Origin of the sequence: Jejubacter calystegiae (genome assembly GCF_005671395.1) — a bacterium.
GTDB lineage: Bacteria > Pseudomonadota > Gammaproteobacteria > Enterobacterales > Enterobacteriaceae > Jejubacter > Jejubacter calystegiae.
This window is the reverse complement of record NZ_CP040428.1, coordinates 4,460,566-4,475,500: the sequence shown is the minus strand read 5'-3', so window position 1 is coordinate 4,475,500 and position 14,935 is coordinate 4,460,566. Positions and strand designations below refer to the sequence as shown.

Below are 14,935 nucleotides of genomic sequence, written 5' to 3'. Positions count from 1 at the left end.
CATTTTTACGTTTTAAAAGTGACTTAAAAACCGTTAATATATGTGGTGAATAAACTATCAGCAGCGTTATCCCTTTTCTGGAGAATTATTCTTTGATCAACGTCCTTCTTGTTGATGACCATGAACTGGTGCGTGCAGGGATACGCCGCATTCTGGAAGATATCAAGGGCATTAAAGTGATCGGCGAAGCCTGTTGTGGCGAAGATGCCGTGAAACTGTGCCGCAGTACTCCCGTGGATGTGGTTCTGATGGATATGAACATGCCGGGAATGGGAGGCCTTGAGGCCACACGTAAGATTGCCCGCGCCTGTAGCGATACCCGGGTCATTATGTTGACCGTGCACACCGAAAACCCGCTACCGGCGAAGGTGATGCAGGCGGGGGCTGCGGGTTACCTGAGTAAAGGTGCCGCGCCACAGGAAGTGGTGAGCGCTATCCGTTCGGTAAATGCCGGGCAGCGCTATATTGCGTCTGACATTGCACAGCAAATGGCACTCAGCCAGATCGAGCCGGCTAATACGGGTTCCCCGTTTGCCAGTTTGTCTGAGCGCGAGTTGCAGATTATGCTGATGATTACCCGCGGACAGAAGGTCAATGAAATTTCTGAACAGTTGAACCTGAGTCCGAAAACGGTAAACAGCTATCGCTATCGTATGTTTAGCAAACTCAATATTAGCGGTGATGTCGAATTAACCCATCTGGCGATACGCCACGGGTTGTGCAGCGCGGAGCCTTTGACCAGTTAACGTGAATGATGTATTTGACGCAAAAGCCTTTCTGAAGACCGTCACCAGTAAGCCTGGTGTGTATCGTATGTATGATGACCAGGGCACGGTCATCTATGTCGGTAAGGCTAAGGATCTGAAGAAACGGCTGGCGAGCTATTTTCGTTCGAACCTCGCCAGCCGCAAAACCGAAGCTCTGGTGGCGCAGATCCGTCAGATAGACGTTACGGTGACTCATACCGAAACCGAAGCGCTACTGCTGGAGCATAATTATATTAAGCTCTATCAGCCGCGCTATAACGTGCTATTGCGTGACGATAAATCTTATCCTTTTATCTTCCTGAGCGGGGACACTCACCCACGACTGGCGACCCACCGTGGCGCGAAGCATGCCAAAGGGGAGTACTTTGGGCCTTTCCCTAACGGTTATGCGGTTCGCGAAACCCTGGCGTTGCTGCAGAAAATCTTCCCGATTCGTCAGTGTGAGAACAGCGTCTACCGCAATCGCTCCCGCCCCTGCCTTCAGTACCAGATCGGCCGCTGCCTTGGCCCCTGCGTCGAAGGGCTGGTGAGCGAAGAGGAGTACGCTCGCCAGGTGGAATATGTGCGACTGTTCCTGTCCGGTAAAGACGACCAGGTATTGAACCGGTTGGTGGAGCGGATGGAGCAGGCCAGTCAGAGGCTGGAATTTGAAGAGGCGGCGCGACTACGCGACCAAATCCAGGCGGTACGCCGGGTCACGGAGAAACAGTTCGTCTCTAACAGCGGCGACGATCTGGATGTGATCGGCGTGGCTTTCGATGCCGGTATGGCCTGCGTGCACGTGCTGTTTATTCGCCAGGGCAAGGTATTGGGCAGCCGTAGCTATTTCCCGAAAGTGCCGGGCGGTACCGATCTGTCTGAAGTGGTCGAAACCTTCGTCGGCCAGTTCTACCTGCAGGGTAGCCAGATGCGAACGCTACCGGGCGAGATCCTGCTTGACTTCGCGCTCCAGGATAAGAGCCTGCTGGAAAGCTCCCTGAGCGAGCTGGCGGGGCGCCATATCCATCTGCAAACCCGGCCGCGCGGCGCCCGGGCTCGTTACCTGAAGCTGGCGCGCACCAATGCCGCCACTGCGCTGGTTAGCCGCCTGGCCCAGCATTCCACTATTACCCAGCGTCTGACGGCGCTGGCGCAGGTACTAAAACTACCGAAAATCACCCGTATGGAGTGCTTCGATATTAGCCACACCATGGGCGAGCAGACCGTGGCTTCCTGCGTGGTGTTTGACCCTAACGGCCCGCTGCGTTCCGAATATCGACGCTATAACATTGCCGGTATTACGCCGGGGGATGACTACGCTGCCATGAATCAGGTGCTTCGTCGCCGCTATGGCAAGGCTATCGAGCAGAGCAAAATTCCGGATGTGATTTTGATTGACGGCGGTAAAGGGCAACTGGCGCAGGCCAAAGAGGTCTTTGCCAGCCTGGATGTCGAGTGGGATAAAGAGCGACCGTTGCTGCTGGGCGTTGCCAAGGGGAGCGATCGTAAAGCGGGGTTGGAGACGCTGTTTCTGGAGCCGGAAGGGGAGGGATTCGCGTTGCCGCCCGACTCGCCGGCGCTGCATGTCATCCAGCATATTCGCGACGAATCCCATAATCACGCTATCTCCGGGCACCGTAAAAAACGGGCTAAGGTAAAGAATACCAGCTCGCTGGAGTCCATCGAAGGAATCGGTCCGAAGCGGCGTCAGATGTTGCTTAAGTATATGGGCGGATTGCAACCCCTTAAGAACGCCAGCATAGAAGAAATCGCAAAAGTGCCGGGGATCTCGCAGGGGCTGGCAGAAAAGATCTACTACTCGTTGAAACATTAAGGGCTATGTAGCAACATAGAGTCAATTTCTCCCTGACGACAGATAGTTACCCGGCATTATGCAATTTAATATACCAACCCTGCTTACGCTGTTTCGTGTTGTCCTTATTCCGTTCTTTGTGCTGGCATTTTATCTGCCATTCCACTGGGCGCCGTTCCTGTGTGCGTTTATCTTCTGCCTGGCGGCGGTCACCGACTGGTTCGATGGCTTCCTGGCGCGACGCTGGAACCAGAGCACCCGCTTCGGCGCCTTCCTTGACCCGGTTGCCGATAAAGTGCTGGTGGCGATAGCCCTGGTGCTGGTGGCGGAGCACTACCACAGCTGGTGGGTCACGTTACCGGCGGCTACCATGATCGCCCGTGAGATTATTATCTCTGCGTTGCGTGAATGGATGGCGGAGATCGGCAAACGTAGCAGCGTCGCCGTTTCCTGGATCGGCAAGTTCAAGACCACGGCGCAAATGTTGGCGCTGATCGGTATGCTGTGGCGGCCAAACATCTGGATAGAGTACGCGGGCATCACGCTGTTTTTCGTCGCGGCGCTGCTGACATTCTGGTCAATGTTCCAGTATTTAAACGCTGCGCGCGGCGATTTGCTTGAAGGGTGATCTATCCGCTGTAAAAATCAGCAAACGAGTCAGCGGGAGGGAAAATTTCGTTGACTCATCGCGTGAGGTAAGTAGAATGCAACGCATCGAACGGCGGCAGGGTTCGCCAGACGATAGCAAAATCAAGTAATTAACCAACGTTGATTGCCTGATAATGCGGGAATAGCTCAGTTGGTAGAGCACAACCTTGCCAAGGTTGGGGTCGCGAGTTCGAGTCTCGTTTCCCGCTCCAGTTTTCAGTATCAGCCACTCAGGCGGGTACAGCAGTATTTGGCGCGTTAACAAAGCGGTTATGTAGCGGATTGCAAATCCGCCTAGTCCGGTTCGACTCCGGAACGCGCCTCCACTTTTTCCCCGAGCCCGGATGGTGGAATCGGTAGACACAAGGGATTTAAAATCCCTCGGCCTTTGGCTGTGCGGGTTCAAGTCCCGCTCCGGGTACCAGCGGGAAACACGAATAAAATCAATGAAAAGCAGTGTCGTGCAAAACCACCTTCGGGTGGTTTTCCTGCATTATCTATCATCAATAGCTAGCTCTATGCACACTTTTATGAGTGTGCAGAATGAAAATACTCCCCGTTATATCTCCGAAAGGTGGTGAAGGTAAGTCAACCTTTGCTGCTTACCCGGCCGATTTCTGTGCAGATGCAGGCCTGAAAACCCTCCTGATTGATGCAGACTGGTCCCAGCCTACGGCCAGCAGTATCTTCTCTTTGAGCGAAGAGGCACCGTTTGGCCTTTATGAATTGTTGATGCAGATGGTCCCGGACCCGCTGCAGGCGATTTCACGAGCGTCAATCAATAACCTTGATATTGTCTACTCCAACGACCCCGATGAATTGTTGCCCACCGCAATGCTACATGCTGCTGATGGGCGCCTGCGACTGAGAAATATTCTTCAGAATCCTTCATTTTCCCGCTACGACCTCATTATTGTGGACTCCAAAGGGGCTACAGGCGTCATGACCGAACTGTCGATATTGTCATCAACTGGCAATGTGATGGGAATAGTGAAGCCTATTCTTCCTGACGTTCGCGAGTTTATTCGTGGCTCCCTCCATATGTTCACCCGCCTGAAAACCTATGAAATCTACGGTATTCATCTGCCGGATATCTCGATTCTTATTAACTGCATTGAAAATACGCTTCTCGATCGTGAAGCGATGGAAAGTCTTTCCAACATTATCAGCCAGAAAAAATATGACAGTTCGGCACTGAATAGTCGGAAGCTGGACTGAATGGAGGCGATCATGGCTGAGCCACAACGGGATACCCGGACGCCGGCCCGGCAGGAGAGAGAGAAAGCGCATGGCCTGCTGTATAACCTGCTCTGGGGCTGGCTGTGGGCGCTGTTCGGTATGCTGCTGGGGTCTCTGATGCTGAGCCTGCTTATGGAGTATATCGGGATCGCCTTTTTCTGGCCGGAAGCCGGCGCGGCGCACAGTGAAGCAGTGATGAATACTGAGCTGGGCTGGTTGTCCACGGAGTTCACCCGCAGCCTGCTGTTGTCAACCCCCTCGGTGACGGTCGTCAACTGGATGACGACAGCATATCAGTGGCTGTTTGTGAACAGCGGTGTCACGGACTGGATACAGCAGCAGTATGCACTGCAGATGGGCAGTGATAATGAACTGACCCGCCAGTTGAGTGGCTGGAGCGGATGGCTCGCCGGGTATCTGCATGAATATCTGATGGCCACGGTGTGGGTCACGATAATCACCCTGATCCGGGTGACGATTCTGGCGCTGTCACTGCCGTTGTTTGCCATGGCGGTGCTGGTAGCGCTGGTCGAGGGGCTGGGGCGGCGCGATCTGCCTCGTTATGGTGCCGGTTATGAGAGTTCGTTTGTTTATCACCATGCCAAAAAAATGGTGAGGCCAGCAGTGGTGGTGCCGGTGATGTTGTACCTCTCCTGGCCAACGGCAGTGTATCCCAACCTGCTATTGCTGCCGGCTGCGATTTTGCTGGGAACGGCGATTACGGTGACCACCGCGTCATTTAAAAAGTACCTGTAAGCTGGCCGGGGGCGTACAAAACTTGCTTTTGTGCGCTCCCGTCAGCAGACAAGCCCCGTAACAACGGTTACTGGCGAGTCAGGGGTGATGGTTATTTGAACATTTATTGTATAAAAAGTGATCAGGATCATTTTTTTACGTAGTTCCCACATGCATATTAAGATGAAACTTAGGAAATACATAAGGGATTATAATATGTGTATATATAAAAACATGGTTTTTGTTTTACACAAAAAATGTAATGCGTCTTGTGCGATGTGTTGCTTTGAATCTAATCCAGAAAGTGTAGAACGCCTGGACATCAATAGAATTAGAAAGTATGTTATTGAGTCAAAAGAAATTTCTTGTATTACAGATGTATCTTTCACCGGAGGGGAGCCATTTTTAGAGTATAGGAAATTATTAGATTTGTGTGCTCTTGCAAAAGATTGTGGTAAACGAGTAAGAACCATCACTAATGGCTATTGGGCAGCGAGCTATAATAAAGCTCTTGATAGGTTAAGTGAACTAAAGGAAAATGGTGTTGTTAAGTTAACAGTAAGCCATGATAATTATCATAGTAAGTATGTTGAGACGGAGTGTGTTAATAATGTCCTGAAGGCGTGCAATGAGATAGGTCTCAATTGTGATGTGTCACTGGTTAAAATAAAAAATGAAAAAATTGGTGACCTGATAGACAAAATGGCTGAAGATTTAAATAATATTCCTGTGAATATTATACCTTGTTTGCCGGTAGGCGGAGCAAGTAAAACTTTCTCCCTTGATGATTTTGATAGGAAAGTCACTCCTGGGAAAACACGATGTCATTATGGTTCAAGCTTTGTTGTTTCCTATGATGGGAATATATATCCATGTTGTTCTCAAACTATATTTGACTCTGTTCTGAACGTTGGGAATTTTTATGATATAAATTTACACTCGGCTCTTTATAAATTAAAGAATAATTCTGCATTGTATTTATTGAGAAATGAATGCATGGGTGATTTTGTTTTATGGGTTAAAGAGAATACGGATATAAAAATACCAAGTAAAGTTGTGAATGTTTGTGAGTTGTGTGGTTTGTTGTTTTCTCCGAGTAATGTTATTAAAACAAAAAAGTATATAGATGAAAGAATTGGTTTTTTATTATCGAAAAGGGGGGTGTATGGCGGATCTTCTTTTTAATTTCGGTAAATTTATCATTCTTGAAAATAAGAATGGAGATTGTTATATCAAAGATTGTAGTAATAATACATTTTACTATAAGCGGAAGTTTTATTTCTCAAGGAGAAATTATGATATCACTGCAAGAGTCATTAGATTTGGTTATAGTGATATTGTTTTCTTGCTTTTGATATTTCTTTCAATATATATGTTAATACAATTAATGAGTATAAATTATGATGTTCCACATTCAAATTTGCAGGCCTGCCTTGCTTTTTTGTTTCTTATGGGGAATGTTGTTTTTCATGAGATTGCACATATTTCTGTATTGCGTTTTTTTGGTGGTGTATCTGGGAAAATTAGGGTTAGTTTTTTTCTTATTTTTCCAATGATAAAGGTTGATACGTCAGATGTATATATCCTGTCAAGATTTAGAGGGGCGTGTGTATGTTATTCTGGTATATTGATTAATATCTTTATTTGTTGGGGGGTTGCTGTATTTGCAAAAGAACTTAATTATTTAATTCCTCCAGTGCTGTTTATGACATTATCTAACTTGATACCGCTCCCTATTATAAAAAATGATGGTTATAATATATTAATGAATAGTATGATTCTGAAGGTGAATCTAAGTAGGAAAACAAATGCGTTTATAAAGGTGTTGGAGGTAGCAATAATGGTTGTTATTTCCATAGTGTGGTTGTTATTATTATTTGGCTATATATCTGAAATGTAGTTAAGGAGTTTTTATGAAACAAGCTAAACAAGTTGCCTTACTCGATGATGATGATGATGTATTTGACAGCGCCTCTGTTTTTGAAAAGGAGATTTCGGACCTGGAAGAAATTCCTCCAGTTGAAAGCCCTTCATGCCTATGGGGAAGGTGGGGTTTTTTGGTTCCATAATAGAGAGTGACTGCATTTCAAAAGGAGTGAAAAGATGGACGCGGAAAAAAAATGTAATGAAATAACGAACCAGTGTGATAAACCGGAATTATTGGACGATGGTTTGTTTTTAAATGAAATGATCAATGAGTTAGAGGAGTTGCCCCCCATTGAGAGTCCGGCTGTTTTGTGGGGAAAGTGGGGGGCTATTGTTTCATAATAATGAGTGATCACCTTTCAAAAGGAGCAAAAAATGGATGCGGAAAAAAATGTAACGAACCAGTGTGATAAACCGGAATTATTGGACGATGGTTTGTTTTTAAATGAAATGATCAATGAGTTAGAGGAGTTGCCCCCCATTGAGAGTCCGGCTGTTTTGTGGGGAAAGTGGGGGGCTATTGTTTCATAATAATGAGTGATCACCTTTCAAAAGGAGCAAAAAAATGGATGCGGAAAAAAAATGTAATGAAATAACGAACCAGTGTGATAAACCGGAATTATTGGACGATGGTTTGTTTTTAAATGAAATGATCAATGAGTTAGAGGAGTTGCCTCCCATTGAGAGCCCAGCAGTCGTGTGGGGGAAATGGGGGGTCATTGTTTCATAATAGTGAGTGAGTATATCCTAAATTAACTTTATTAATAACAGGAGGGATGTTATCCCTCCTGTTATTATTCATGTTCAAAACTTCATGATAATCATGAGTGATAGTTACTAATAAAAGCATTTCTTCTTTCTTTAAATTTTCATAATCGCAAAAAGAGTTTATCGCTGACTGTCCCTCCTGTCCTGCACATCCTGTACGCACCTTTTTAACTCCTGTGGAGGTGTGTATGAATTCATCCCGTCCGGCCTGGCGCCCTGGTGCCCGTATTCCGGGCATCATCAGCCTGCTGTTACTGGCCGCTTTATCCGTATCAACGTCAACCCGGGTTGCCGAGAAAGACGAACTGGCCTCAGTCCTGCGTCAGTTGGATCAGATGCAGGCCTCGCTGGAGCGAGCGCGCGTGGCCGCAACTCAGGCCGATCCGGCAGAGCGTGGGCGCTTCTTCTTTGACTATCGCCGCCGGTGAAGGGGAGGAAGGCGGCACCGTCCGTAACGCGCAACGCCGGGCGAAAGCCGCAGAGATGGCGGAGGCGCTGGGCATGTTCACCCAGTCCGGCAGCTTTGAGGCGGAGCTGTTTAACCGTGAAGGCGAGCTGTGGCCGGAAGCGGATGTGACGCTGATTGATCTGGGGCACCTGGCCCGTGAGGGCTATGAAGCGCAGATGGCGCTGACCATGGTCTCGATGACCAACATGATTAACAACATCGCGGAGCGCGACCAGTATCTTGGCCGCGATATCGTATTTGCCGTGGATGAGGCGCACATCGTGACGGTCAACCCGCTACTGTCGCCGTACATGACCAGGGTGGTCAAGATGTGGCGTAAGCTGGGCGCCTGGCTGTGGCTGGCCACCCAGAACCTGAAGGACTACCCGGATATTGCCGAGAAGATGCTGAACATGGCGGAGTGGTGGATTTGTCTCACCATGCCGCCGGAGGAGGTGAAGGATATCAGCCGGTTCCGGGCACTGACGCCGGAGCAGGAGGCAGTGCTGCTGTCGGCCCGTAAACTGTCCGGCTGCTATACGGAAGGGGTGGTGCTGGCCAAACGCATCGAGGCGCTGTTCCGGGCGGTACCGCCGAGTCTGTATCTGGCGCTGGGTATGACGGAGAAGGATGAGAAGGCGGAGCGCCGGGCGCTGATGCGGGAGCATCACTGCAGTGAGCTGGAAGCGGCAGTCCGGGTGGCCCGTAAGCTGGACAGGCTGCGCGGCCTGAGCGTTGAGCAGGAGGCTGCATGATGACGCTGAAGTATCCGGCGCCTCAGACGGAAGCGGTACCGGTTCTGCCTGACGGTAACGTGTTCACCCTGCCGCCGCAGGGCGAGCCCCGGGTGTCGGCCACCACCCGGGAGAATCTGCAACGGCTGAACGCACAAATCCGTCGGCGCCTGCCAGGCGCCACCACCATCACCTGCCATCCCCATCGCGTCGGATTAAGCAGTTGCGCGGCCGTGACGGTGGAAGGGCGGCTACGCAGGGCAGTGAATATACTGATCACTGTCAGCGGCCAGGAAAGTTGGCCGGATGCGGAGGAATATGAGCATCCTCGCTGGTATATCACGGTGACGGATACGGCGGATATGGTTTATCTGGTGCTGTGGTTGCATGGCGTGGTGGTACATTGATAATCGATGCATAACCATACGTCGGGCTGAAGGCCCCTGTCCGTAATTCCGGTGGGCTTTCAGTTGATTTATGTCAATAAAGTCTCAAATGATGTTTCATCTGTAAAGGAACGGAGGGCGATAATTATCCTCTCTGGTACGAAAAAGGAGTTCATTGAATGGCTATACCTGTTTATTTATGGTTAAAGGACGATGCCGGAAACCCCGTCAAAGGCTCTGTAGAAATACAGCAACGCGAAGGTAGCATAGAAATAACTGCGCTGGCTCACGATGTATCACTTCCTACGGATGATCTGTCCGGCAAGATAACGGCGACACGTGAACATGCGCCTTTTATCCTCACCAAAGCGCTGGACTCATCCAGCCCCTATCTTTATCAATTCGTTAGTTCAGGAAAGCTTTTAAAATCAGCAGAGCTTAAATTTTATCGAATTAATAATGCCGGACAGGAAGAGGAATATTTTAACGTGCTTCTTGAGAACGCCCGTATTACCTGTGTTGTGCCTATTATGGAAGATGTTAAAGATCCTACCTACGAACGCCAGGAACATCTTGAAGTACTAGAAATGATGTACAAGAAAATCACCTGGAAATATTTGGACGGTAATATTATCCATTCTGATTCCTGGAAAGGGCGTAGCGCAGCATAGGGAGCGTGGCATATGGCATGGAAATACTCTCAGAGTACTGGCGAGTTATGGCACAACGGTAAATTAATAGGTAAAGGTTATTCGGGAAGTTTGACGAATCAAAACAACCCTGACCGCCAGCACGTTAGAGGCATGGGGCCAATTCCTCGCGGAACATGGCGCATTGGTGGCTATACAAATTCAAAGGGGCCGATGACCATCACCCTGACTCAGGTTTCAGGCGAGGGGTTCGGGCGTTCCCTGTTCCGTATTCATGGCGAAAAAAGACCACCAGCGGTACCTGGTTTTGCTTCTGAAGGCTGCATAATCATGGGGCCAAACATTCGCAGAAAAATAATCCAGTCAACAGATACCACTCTGGAGGTGGTCAGGTGATCGGGCGTGCCGTTGTTCTGGTCGCCTGTATTGTATCGACATCTTGTATGGCGCCGTCAAGCGAATGGAATGCTTACCTTCGACAGGTAGAACAGGCAGACCAGAAAACGATCCAGGCGCTGCCAGAGAAGATTGATAGTATCGGCGATATCCTTGACGCTAAACAAGTGGAAGAACTGACTACCGCTATCAGCATGGCGTTGATTAAAGACCCTGTAGCTGTCATTAACGCCACCACACCGCTAGAAAAGAGAACAGATCGCCTACAACAACGTTTCGGCATGTCAGTGATATGCAGCATACCCGCTATGGCCCATTTTACGCCGATGCAGGTTGAGGCCTATTTTGCGAAGGCGGAACCGACACTTAAAAGGGCTGGCCCAGCGGCAGCGGAATGTCTCGGAACAATGCAGTATATTATTGACGAGTACAGGCTGGAGATGGCACAGGGCCCAACGAAGTAACCCTGGTACAAGAATAAGCCCGGGCTGGTGCCGGGTTTTCTTCAGACATGCTAAAAGTTCGCGTACTATCTGGATGATAATATTGTTTATTCTGATTCACAGGAAGGGTGGATTCATGGTGAGAACGAGAAGCATCCACTGGACTCATCCGAAGGTTGTATGATCGCTCCTCTCAGCGTCAGAAAGAGCATCTGGGCAAGCGGTGACAGGGAGTTGAGAGTGAAATGAAGCGTCTCCTATTTTTTGTGCTTGCTGCTATGGTCTCTCCTGTTGCGATGGCTATGCAGATGGAGGGTTTTGGAGCCAGCTATTACCACGATGATTCATCTGTTATTAGCCACGATGCCAATAAAAATTTAGTGCCCGATGTGATTATTAGCAGTGACATCTTTGTAATGGAATTTAGCCGTCTTGCAGATATTGCAAAAGCCACAGACGTAGTGGTTAACCAGGACGATAGGGCGTCATGGCTTTGCCTTGCATCCAGAGATGTTAACTACTGGTTTATCTCTGATAATGAGATGGGGCAAGGAGATTTAACCTCTATAGCGATTGCCAGAGATGGACAGCAAAAAGGTTGTTCTCCTTATAGCAATGATTTAAGCGTCAGGGTTAAGGGGATTTCTTTACTGGGGGCATCATCAGAAAATTTCGCATTAATGTCCGAAGACGAGCAAGGTAGCAATACTATTCAATACTGTACTGATACTCAAAGCTATGGTGATTTTATTCAGATGAATTGTCTTCAGTATTATGTTGAAAATAAAAGTGTTAAAGGCGTGCTTATTAGCCAGGTTACATCCAACTAAATATCACTACCGAGGCTACCGGATGGGTAGCCTTTTCTACGGAATTAACTTCATCACATCGACCTGCTCCCCGATGATGACCGATGCCCTCCAGATTGAGCGGGCATCGGGGCGATATCAACTGCGACAGCCTTGCCGAATTAATTTTTAGCCACGGATTTTTAGTTTATTGCAGCTTTCCTGAAAGCCGGGGAGCACGCTGTCAGGCGATACATTCTGACGGAGTCTCCCAATGAAACGACGTAACTTCATCCTTCTGCCGGCGCTTCTGCCGGTGACGGTGCTGGCGGGCTCGGTGCTTTATACCGACAGCCAGCATCTTCCTGAAAATCTTCCACCGGATATCCCGGTTGTGCTGCTGGATGGCCCGGAGCGGTTGCAGACAGAGATGTTTGGCCAACTATCGGCCGATTCTGAGCTGGCGGCGGCACAGGCCAGACAGGTTATGACATCCCCGCAGTGGCAGCAGCGACAGCAACAACTGATTACCTCATACCGCCAGGTGGGCCGCGCCTGGGAACTGGGTATCCGAAAGGTTCCTGCCGTGGTGTTTGACGATCGGGATGTGGTCTACGGTACCCGCCCGTCACGCTCGGAGATCGCTGTTATATAACGATGTCCTTTCTTAAAGGCGACTTCGTCCACATTCATATACCGGGCTGCTAAAGGCTTTTTTATTCGTGCAAGATCTCGCTTAACCGCGCGAGTCATAATGCTGTCAACGACATTCCAGCTCCGTTCGAGTTGTTTCCTGACAGCATCAACAGTGCTGATTTTCAGCCATGAAAGCGCGAATAGCGGTTCCGTACGCGCCATATCGCCGTACGTGGAAGCGAACTGGATCCATAATAGCGAAATCACCACGGGAAGGTGGCCATTCGGATATGCTCCTGTAATGCCTGTGATAGTCTGAATTATAAATAGCTTATATTCATGTGTGATCTCGATCATGATTTTGCCTGCATATTGATCGTAATATAATTTTTTATATAGCGATCATGTGATACATGAAAACTCAAATATCTTTCGCTACGCTTTTGCCAGTATTAGTGTCTTTGGCATCTCTCCATACGTATGCCGCGTCCACTTCTGAAGATGAAATGATTGTCACTGGTAATACCGCCACTGACACCATGGATTCTGCTGCTGGTGCAGGGTTCAAAACTAATGATATTGATGTCGGTCCGCTTGGCACGAAATCCTGGGTCGAAACGCCTTATTCCAGCACCACCGTCACCAGAGAAATGATTGAAAATCAGCAGGCGCAAAGCGTTAGCGAAATGCTGAAATACTCTCCCAGTACGCAAATGCAGGCGCGTGGCGGGATGGATGTAGGGCGTCCACAAAGCCGTGGTATGCAGGGAAGCGTGGTGGCTAACAGTCGTCTTGACGGGCTGAACATCGTTTCGACCACCGCGTTTCCAGTGGAAATGCTTGAACGTATGGATGTGCTTAATAGCCTGACCGGTGCGTTGTACGGCCCGGCGAGCCCGGCCGGGCAGTTTAACTTCGTGGCGAAGCGTCCAACCGAAGAGACGCTGCGCAAAGTGACGCTGGGCTATCAAAGCCGCAGTGCGTTTACCGGCCATGCCGATCTGGGCGGTCATTTTGATGAGGACAAACGGTTTGGCTATCGCGTGAACCTGCTCGATCAGGAAGGCGAAGGCAATGTTGATGGTAGCACGCTACGTCGCAAACTCGTTTCAGTTGCGCTCGACTGGAATATTCAGCCGGGAACTCAGCTACAGCTCGACGCCAGCCATTATGAATTTATCCAGAAAGGCTATGTCGGCAGCTTTAGCTATGGCCCGAACGTCAAACTGCTGTCTGCGCCGAATCCGAAGGATAAAAATCTGGCGCTCAGTACAGCGGGTAACGACCTGACTACCGATACCATCAGCACCCGCCTGATCCACTACTTTAACGACGACTGGTCTATGAACGCTGGCGTGGGCTGGCAGCAGGCCGACCGCGCGATGCGCAGTGTTTCCAGTAAAATACTCAATAATCAGGGCGATATATCGCGCTCGATGAAGGATTCCACCGCTGCCGGTCGTTTCCGCGTGTTGAGCAATACTGCCGGGCTGAATGGCCATATTGATACCGGCTCTGTCGGCCATGATCTGTCGCTTTCAACCACGGGTTATGTCTGGTCGCTTTATAGTGCGAAGGGGGCGGCTTCCAGCTATAGCTGGGGTACCACGAATATGTATCACCCGGATGCGATAGATGAGCAGGGCGATGGCAAAATCCGCACCGGCGGGCCGCGCTATCGCTCCAGCGTAAATACTCAGCAGAGCATTACGCTTGGCGATACGGTGACTTTTTCGCCACAATGGTCGGCAATGTTCTACCTGAGCCAGAGCTGGCTGCAGACTAAAAATTACGACAAGCACGGCAATCAAACCAGTCAGGTTGATGAAAATGGGTTAAGCCCGAACGTGGCGCTGATGTACAAAATCACCCCTGACACGATGGCCTATGTCAGCTACGCCGATTCGTTGGAGCAGGGCGGCACTGCCCCTATGGACGACAACGTAAAAAATGCTGGTCAAACGCTCGATCCGTATCGTAGCAAACAGTATGAAGTGGGGCTGAAATCCGACGTCGGCGGGATGAACCTGGGCGCGGCGCTGTTCCGCCTGGAGCGCCCGTTTGCCTATCTCGATACGGATAACGTCTATAAAGAGCAGGGGAATCAGGTTAACAACGGCCTCGAATTAACCGCTGCCGGTAATGTCTGGCAGGGGCTGAATATTTACAGCGGCGTTACCTTCCTCAACCCGAAACTGAAAGATACGGCGAATTCATCAACCAGCAATAAACAGGTTGTGGGCGTGCCGAAAGTGCAGGTTAACCTGCTGGCGGAATACAGCCTGCCGTCCATGCCGGAATGGGTCTATAGTGCCAACGTCCACTATACGGGAAAACGCGCGGCAAATGACACGAATACGTCTTATGCCAGCAGCTACACCACCTGGGATCTGGGAATGCGTTACACAACCAAAGTGAGCAACGTACCAGCCACCTTCCGCGTGGTGGTAAACAACGTGTTTGATAAACATTACTGGGCTTCAATCTTCCCGTCGGGTACCGATGGCGATAACGGTTCCCCGAGTGCGTTTATCGGCAGCGGTCGTGAAGTGCGTGCTTCCGTCACCTTTGATTTCTAA

At 49.5% G+C, this 14,935-nt stretch carries 17 protein-coding genes, 3 tRNA genes and 4 pseudogenes; 23 read left to right on the top strand and 1 reads right to left on the bottom strand.

Annotated features, from left to right (window positions below; all coding sequences use genetic code 11):
- The first annotated feature begins 92 nt into the window (after positions 1-92).
- The 22 genes and pseudogenes from uvrY (at position 93) to FEM41_RS20890 (ending at position 12,375) form a co-directional block, all read left to right on the top strand.
- Positions 93-746 carry a UvrY/SirA/GacA family response regulator transcription factor gene (gene uvrY, locus FEM41_RS20975; RefSeq protein ID WP_138098099.1) on the top strand — a complete coding sequence of 218 codons (654 nt, stop codon included), beginning with the start codon at positions 93-95 and terminating at the stop codon, positions 744-746.
- Between the two features lies 1 nt (position 747).
- On the top strand, positions 748-2,580 hold the full coding sequence (gene uvrC / locus FEM41_RS20970; protein ID WP_138098098.1) for an excinuclease ABC subunit UvrC: 1,833 nt from the start codon (positions 748-750) through the stop codon (positions 2,578-2,580).
- Positions 2,581-2,638: 58 nt separating this feature from the next.
- The gene (gene pgsA, locus FEM41_RS20965) at positions 2,639-3,187 is read left to right on the top strand and encodes a CDP-diacylglycerol--glycerol-3-phosphate 3-phosphatidyltransferase (RefSeq protein ID WP_138098097.1); all 549 of its coding nucleotides are present in this window, start codon (positions 2,639-2,641) and stop codon (positions 3,185-3,187) included.
- A 156-nt stretch (positions 3,188-3,343) separates the two neighbouring features.
- Positions 3,344-3,419 (top strand) — tRNA-Gly (locus FEM41_RS20960).
- A gap of 40 nt (positions 3,420-3,459) precedes the next feature.
- A tRNA-Cys gene (locus FEM41_RS20955) sits at positions 3,460-3,533 on the top strand.
- A 12-nt stretch (positions 3,534-3,545) separates the two neighbouring features.
- Positions 3,546-3,631, top strand: a tRNA-Leu gene (locus FEM41_RS20950).
- Positions 3,632-3,750: 119 nt separating this feature from the next.
- Positions 3,751-4,413, top strand: a pseudogene (locus FEM41_RS20945) (ParA family protein); the annotation flags it as partial.
- 24 nt (positions 4,414-4,437) lie between these two features.
- Positions 4,438-5,202 (top strand): TIGR03747 family integrating conjugative element membrane protein, encoded by a 765-nt coding sequence (locus tag FEM41_RS20940; protein ID WP_138098096.1) that lies wholly within the window; start codon positions 4,438-4,440, stop codon positions 5,200-5,202.
- A 195-nt stretch (positions 5,203-5,397) separates the two neighbouring features.
- Positions 5,398-6,366 carry a radical SAM protein gene (locus FEM41_RS20935; RefSeq protein ID WP_168198843.1) on the top strand — a complete coding sequence of 323 codons (969 nt, stop codon included), beginning with the start codon at positions 5,398-5,400 and terminating at the stop codon, positions 6,364-6,366.
- Positions 6,347-7,081 carry a hypothetical protein gene (locus FEM41_RS20930; protein ID WP_138098094.1) on the top strand — a complete coding sequence of 245 codons (735 nt, stop codon included), beginning with the start codon at positions 6,347-6,349 and terminating at the stop codon, positions 7,079-7,081. Before FEM41_RS20935 ends, FEM41_RS20930 begins: the two co-directional genes overlap by 20 nt.
- 13 nt (positions 7,082-7,094) lie before the next feature.
- Positions 7,095-7,250 (top strand): hypothetical protein, encoded by a 156-nt coding sequence (locus FEM41_RS24670; RefSeq protein ID WP_168198842.1) that lies wholly within the window; start codon positions 7,095-7,097, stop codon positions 7,248-7,250.
- A gap of 34 nt (positions 7,251-7,284) precedes the next feature.
- A complete protein-coding gene (locus tag FEM41_RS24665; protein ID WP_168198841.1) occupies positions 7,285-7,449 on the top strand; it encodes a hypothetical protein in 165 nt (54 codons plus the stop codon).
- A gap of 33 nt (positions 7,450-7,482) precedes the next feature.
- On the top strand, positions 7,483-7,638 hold the full coding sequence (locus FEM41_RS24660) for a hypothetical protein (RefSeq protein ID WP_168198840.1): 156 nt from the start codon (positions 7,483-7,485) through the stop codon (positions 7,636-7,638).
- A gap of 34 nt (positions 7,639-7,672) precedes the next feature.
- On the top strand, positions 7,673-7,837 hold the full coding sequence (locus FEM41_RS24655; protein WP_168198839.1) for a hypothetical protein: 165 nt from the start codon (positions 7,673-7,675) through the stop codon (positions 7,835-7,837).
- Between the two features lie 226 nt (positions 7,838-8,063).
- A pseudogene (locus FEM41_RS20925) lies at positions 8,064-8,297 on the top strand (RAQPRD family integrative conjugative element protein); the annotation flags it as partial.
- 13 nt (positions 8,298-8,310) lie between these two features.
- Positions 8,311-9,078: pseudogene (locus FEM41_RS20920) on the top strand (conjugative transfer ATPase); the annotation flags it as partial.
- A complete protein-coding gene (locus FEM41_RS20915) occupies positions 9,075-9,464 on the top strand; it encodes an acetyltransferase (protein WP_138098092.1) in 390 nt (129 codons plus the stop codon). The pseudogene FEM41_RS20920 and the gene FEM41_RS20915, both read left to right, overlap by 4 nt.
- Before the next feature lie 158 nt (positions 9,465-9,622).
- Positions 9,623-10,114, top strand: a complete 492-nt coding sequence (tssD, locus tag FEM41_RS20910) for a type VI secretion system tube protein TssD (RefSeq protein WP_138098091.1) — start codon at positions 9,623-9,625, stop codon at positions 10,112-10,114.
- Between the two features lie 12 nt (positions 10,115-10,126).
- Positions 10,127-10,489, top strand: a complete 363-nt coding sequence (locus tag FEM41_RS20905; RefSeq protein WP_138098090.1) for a tlde1 domain-containing protein — start codon at positions 10,127-10,129, stop codon at positions 10,487-10,489.
- Positions 10,486-10,953, top strand: a complete 468-nt coding sequence (locus tag FEM41_RS20900; protein ID WP_138098089.1) for a hypothetical protein — start codon at positions 10,486-10,488, stop codon at positions 10,951-10,953. Before FEM41_RS20905 ends, FEM41_RS20900 begins: the two co-directional genes overlap by 4 nt.
- Before the next feature lie 224 nt (positions 10,954-11,177).
- Positions 11,178-11,762 (top strand): hypothetical protein, encoded by a 585-nt coding sequence (locus FEM41_RS20895; RefSeq protein WP_138098088.1) that lies wholly within the window; start codon positions 11,178-11,180, stop codon positions 11,760-11,762.
- A gap of 232 nt (positions 11,763-11,994) precedes the next feature.
- On the top strand, positions 11,995-12,375 hold the full coding sequence (locus FEM41_RS20890; RefSeq protein WP_138098087.1) for a TIGR03757 family integrating conjugative element protein: 381 nt from the start codon (positions 11,995-11,997) through the stop codon (positions 12,373-12,375).
- On the opposite strand, the pseudogene FEM41_RS20885 reads toward FEM41_RS20890, so the two are convergent.
- Positions 12,342-12,557 (bottom strand): annotated as a pseudogene (locus FEM41_RS20885) (ISL3 family transposase); the annotation flags it as partial. The gene FEM41_RS20890 and the pseudogene FEM41_RS20885 overlap by 34 nt on opposite strands.
- 212 nt (positions 12,558-12,769) lie before the next feature.
- Here FEM41_RS20885 and FEM41_RS20880 point away from each other — a divergent pair.
- Positions 12,770-14,935 carry a TonB-dependent receptor gene (locus tag FEM41_RS20880; protein WP_138098086.1) on the top strand — a complete coding sequence of 722 codons (2,166 nt, stop codon included), beginning with the start codon at positions 12,770-12,772 and terminating at the stop codon, positions 14,933-14,935.